Source organism: Mesorhizobium sp. M2A.F.Ca.ET.037.01.1.1 (assembly GCF_003998075.1).
In the GTDB taxonomy this organism is placed as follows: domain Bacteria; phylum Pseudomonadota; class Alphaproteobacteria; order Rhizobiales; family Rhizobiaceae; genus Mesorhizobium.
On sequence record NZ_RZSA01001859.1, the window covers coordinates 1 to 402 of the forward strand.

Consider the following 402-nt stretch of genomic DNA (forward strand, 5'->3'; position numbering starts at 1 on the left):
GGTTTGGGCGATCGCGGGCATCGCGAAGGCCGAGATGCCAAGTGCAGCCAGAAGTGTGAGTCTGATCTTACGATTCTGCATTGACCCGCCCTGCCCTACTTCTTCCACTCCGGCCGCATCGTCTCGCCACCGCTGGTGTCGTATGTGCGGGTGTCGAAGAACTCCCGCGTGCGGCCCTGTTGGGCAGAATCCTGGTTCTCGCGCGACATCACCACGGCGACGACGATGACTGTGGTGGCAAGGATACATACCGCGCCGATGATCACCACCCGCGTCACCGGATCGGCTCCATCACTGCGCCACCGGTGGTCGAGTAGCGGCCAGTGCCGAAGAACTTCTCGCGGCGCGCCTGGGCAAGATCCTTGTCCGCTTGCTCGGACTGGAGCCAAGTTCCCATCATGG

At 62.7% G+C, this 402-nt stretch carries 1 protein-coding gene and 1 pseudogene; both read right to left on the minus strand.

The window, feature by feature from the left end:
- Nucleotides 1-95 precede the first annotated feature (95 nt).
- Nucleotides 96-278, minus strand: a complete 183-nt coding sequence (locus EOA27_RS41395) for a DUF2749 domain-containing protein (RefSeq protein ID WP_123147741.1) — start codon at nucleotides 276-278, stop codon at nucleotides 96-98.
- Nucleotides 275-402: pseudogene (locus EOA27_RS42895) on the minus strand (conjugal transfer protein TrbJ); the annotation flags it as partial. The gene EOA27_RS41395 and the pseudogene EOA27_RS42895, both read right to left, overlap by 4 nt.